Source organism: Nitrospirota bacterium, assembly GCA_040756155.1.
Taxonomy (GTDB): Bacteria; Nitrospirota; Thermodesulfovibrionia; order JACRGW01; family JBFLZU01; genus JBFLZU01.
In genome coordinates, this window is the sequence record JBFLZU010000007.1 from 1 (window position 1) to 4144 (window position 4144).

Annotated in this window: 5 protein-coding genes; 1 reads left to right on the forward strand and 4 read right to left on the reverse strand. The window is 40.9% G+C overall.

Translation table 11 applies throughout. The features are described from left to right. The 4 genes from AB1488_00675 to tsaB form a co-directional block, all read right to left on the reverse strand. Nucleotides 1-473: aminotransferase class I/II-fold pyridoxal phosphate-dependent enzyme (locus tag AB1488_00675; GenBank protein MEW6408613.1), on the reverse strand; the 473-nt coding region annotated here is incomplete at its 3' end. A gap of 4 nt (nucleotides 474-477) precedes the next feature. Next, nucleotides 478-1548: a prephenate dehydratase gene (pheA, locus tag AB1488_00680; protein ID MEW6408614.1), complete on the reverse strand. Its 1071-nt coding sequence runs from the start codon at nucleotides 1546-1548 to the stop codon at nucleotides 478-480. Between the two features lie 80 nt (nucleotides 1549-1628). Continuing rightward, the gene (rimI, locus tag AB1488_00685) at nucleotides 1629-2108 is read right to left on the reverse strand and encodes a ribosomal protein S18-alanine N-acetyltransferase (GenBank protein MEW6408615.1); all 480 of its coding nucleotides are present in this window, start codon (nucleotides 2106-2108) and stop codon (nucleotides 1629-1631) included. After that, complete coding sequence (gene tsaB / locus AB1488_00690) at nucleotides 2093-2779, reverse strand: tRNA (adenosine(37)-N6)-threonylcarbamoyltransferase complex dimerization subunit type 1 TsaB (protein ID MEW6408616.1); 687 nt, start codon at nucleotides 2777-2779, stop codon at nucleotides 2093-2095. Before tsaB ends, rimI begins: the two co-directional genes overlap by 16 nt. 79 nt (nucleotides 2780-2858) lie before the next feature. Here tsaB and AB1488_00695 point away from each other — a divergent pair, with 79 nt between their 5' ends. Beyond that, nucleotides 2859-3860, forward strand: a complete 1002-nt coding sequence (locus tag AB1488_00695) for a transcriptional regulator (protein ID MEW6408617.1) — start codon at nucleotides 2859-2861, stop codon at nucleotides 3858-3860. Nucleotides 3861-4144 lie beyond the last annotated feature (284 nt).

Here is a 4144-nt window from a genome sequence, read left to right on the forward strand (position 1 = left end):
AAGACCAACTTTGTAGAACTGGTTATCTTTGATGCCATAGTCTCTAAGTCGTGCCGTCCTTTCTTTAGGGGGACTAGTATGCTCCTGCCACCTGCTGCCTGAACGATTGTTGAATAAACCACAAATGAAGGATGTGCCATAATCGCTTCATCTTCAGGAAGAAGAAATGTTCTGACAACAATCTCAATAATCTCGTTTGAACCATTACCAAGAATTATCTCTGAAGTCCTTACACCCATCTTCCTTGCGAGAGCTTCCTTCAGATAGTAACAACTTCCGTCAGGGTAACGATGAGCATCCTTCAGGATAGATGAGACAGCCTCTATCGCCTTCGGTGAAGGACCGAGTGGATTCTCATTAGACGCAAGTTTTATAGAATCTTTTATCCCAAGTTCCCTCTCAAGCTCTTCTATAGGCTTACCAGGAGAATAAGGTACTATGGTTTTTATATTTTCGGATATAAGTTCCCGCATATACCTAATCAGATGCCTGCGGATAAGAACCTAAAACTTTTAGAAAAAGACACTCATCCTTTACCTCATCTATCGCAGCCCTCACATCTTCATCCTCTATGTGTCCATTCATGTCAACAAAGAAGAAATACTCCCATGCCTTCCTCTTTGAGGGTCTTGATTCAATCTTTGTGAGGTTTATCTGATGCTCTGCAAATGGTCTGAGGATGCTGTATAATGCCCCTACCCTGTCTTTTATTGAGAACATTATAGATGTCTTATCTTTACCGCTTTTGCCTGGATATTTTTTGGATATAACAAGGAATCTGGTATAGTTATTCAGGTTGTCTTCTATCCTCCTTTCCAGTATATTAAGCCCGTAAATCTTTGCTGCGAGTTCACTTGCAATTGCTCCAGAAGAGGGGTCATCTGCAGCCATCTCAGCAGCCTTTGCTGTGCTTGATGCCTCAACTATTGAGATATTCTTCAGGTTGTTTTCAACCCATCTCCTGCATTGTGCCATCGCTTGAGGATTGGAATATACCTTATAAATCTTATCTCTACGATCCATTTTTGAAAGTAGATTATGAACTACCTCTAACATAATCTCTGCTGCTATTTTGAGTCCAGAGTCTATAAACATATCGAGTGTATAACTGACAACCCCTTCTGTGGAATTCTCGATAGGAACTACCCCGTAATCCACATTCTCCCGCTCCACCTCATCGAATACCTCTTTTATGCCTGCTTCTGGGATATACTCAGTGGAAGAACCGAACTGTTGCATAGCTGCGAGATGGGTGAATGTAGCTTTTGGACCAAAATAAGCAACTCTGAGAGGTTGTTCTAATGAAAGGGATGCTGACAGTATCTCACGATAAACTGACTTAATGGCACTGTTCGGAAATGGACCTGTATTGAGCTTTTCTAACCTATCGAGTATCTCTCTTTCTCTCTCAGGGGAATGAAATCTGACATTCTCATTTTCTTTTATTTTACCGATAGATATAACTGTTTCTGCACGCCTGTTTAGAAGCCTTAGTATCTCTGAATCAATCTCATCGATCTTTTTACGGAGCCCATTGAGCTCATCCATACAATCATTTTCCCATCCTTTTCTGAAATTATTGATAATCTAACCTATTTTCTTAAGTATTGCAAGAGGTTTTTACCCCGTTAGAAAGCCCCGTTCTTTCTAACGGGGTTAAGCTTCAACTCCATCAACAAAGCGTCCTCAATCGGCGTCTCATAATACTTCTTTCTTATAGAGACCGTTTTGAATCCGAACTTCTCATAAAGATGTTTTGCAATAGCGTTAGACCCTCTGACCTCGAGGATAATCCTGGAAACATCTCTCTGACGTGCTATATCTATAGCAAATTGAATAAGTTTCCTCCCGATTCCCATATTCCTGAAATCTGGGTGAACAGCAAGATTCATGAGGTGTGCCTCATCAAAGAGTATCCAGAAACACACGTACCCTACTACCTTTTTGCCTGTTCTCGCTACAGAGGAATAAGATATACCTGCATTCCTCTTAAGTTCATAAAGGAATGCACCCTCTGACCATGGTGATAAAAAAGATGCCCTTTCTATCTGCATCACCTCTTTGATATCCTCTTCCCTCATGGGCTCTATGATTATCTCTTCTCCCATTTTAACTCTGCTTCAGATTTTCTTATATACCTTGGGACCAGTGAGTTTATCTCAGATACCTCCCCAGCCTTTAACATCTTTATCCCCATTTCAGCCACAGTAGCAGCTGATGGAATCTGCATTGGGAGAGGAGCAAAGAGAGCCATATCCCCGAGTTTTTCTATAATCAAATCCCTGTATATTATTGCGCCATCACCAAGAAAAACGGTTTTCTCTTTTATATGGGACAACAGAGCCTCTGGTGAGATTGCCGTATCCTCTATTATCTTTACCATTGTCCTGTCATTAAACCTGTAAAGTGCGGTATATACCTCTTTCTTTCTTGCATCGAGCATGGGACACACGAGATATGAACACATAGAAAGCCTTGATGCAAAGGCATCAAGCGTAGGCACAGCAACAACCGGCTTCCCTGTAGCATAAGCCAATCCTTTAATCGTGCTTAACCCTACCCTCAGTCCTGTAAATGAGCCAGGACCAATGGATACAGAAAAGGCATCCACATCACTCAGGGAATATTTTGAGCTATTAAGGATTTTCTCTATAGCAATCATGAGACCCTCAGAATGTGTTGCTTTTACATTAAGGGTGGTCTCGGCTATTAAACCAGTTTCAGACATAATTGCTATGCTTCCTGTCATCGTAGAGGTTTCTATTGCAAGTATTATCATATTAAGATTATATTTATAAATCTGTTGATTTTCAATAAAATAGGCTATATAGTTAAGTAGAATAGTTCTGGGAATAAATATGTCGAGAAATGACCAGGTCATACGCCAGTGGCACATCTTAAGACTTCTTGAATCCCGAGAGGCACTAAGCATCTCTGAACTCATGGGTGAGATACATCCAGACTACGAGTGCTGTGAGAGAACCATACGAAGAGACCTTGAGGCATTGCAGTCTGCTGGTTTCCCTCTATATTCAGAGCGGATTAACAACAGAGTTCGCTGGAGACTCCTTGAATCATTTAAAAACATACCCTCTTTGCCCCTTACGCCAACTGAACTCATCGCATTATACATGGGGAGAGACCTCCTTAAACCTCTTGAAGGGACACAGTTTAAAGATGCGATAGAATCACTCTATGGTAAGATAAGATCAATTGTCCCTCATAATACCATCTCTCATCTTACCTATACCCTCGAACATTATGCAGCAGGTATCCCCCCTTACAAGGATTATAGAAGCCATAAAATGATAATAGATACGATTACACAGGCGATACAGAAGCAGAGGTGTATAAAGATAAGGTACTTTTCCCTGAGTCAAAACCAGGAGACCAGGAGAGAGGTTGATCCCTACAAGATATGGTACTATAGCGGATCACTGTATCTTATAGCCTATTGTCACCAGAGAAAAGAGATAAGGACTTTTGCGGTGGACAGAATCAGAGACATAACGCTCACAGAGAACACATATCAGAAGCCTCTTGATTTCTCTTTTGAGGAATATATGGATGGATGCTTCGGTGTTATAAGAGGCGAGCGTGTAGAAGTAGAGGTCCTATTTGAGGCAGATACAGCAAGGTGGGTAAAAGAGAAGATATGGCATCCTACACAGAAGATAAAAGAACTTGGTGATGGGAAGATAGTTATGTCTCTCATGGTTGCAGATACGGTGGAACTTAAGGCATGGATTCTGAGTTTTGGCTCAGGGGCAAAAGTAATAAAACCTCAGAGTCTGGCAAAAGAGGTAAAGAAAGAGGCAAGAAAGATTTCATCTCTCTATAAAAAGTCCCCACGAAAGTGACCCCGGATGTCACTACTGGATGGTATAATTTGAGATAATAAGTTAAGAAATGATAAAAATACTGTCGGCCTTGCCGACACTGTTAAATATATGGGTGTAGTAAAATTTTAAAGGATTATGAGTTTGGATAAAAGACAGATTGAAGTTATTGATGATACTATGGCAGATGTTTTGAGGCATAAGACACCTGCCGAGAGAATCCATATTGGGTTCAATATATGGATATCAGCACGTAATATGTTGATGTCTCATCTTGGAAAGACTCATCCTGAATGGGATGCACT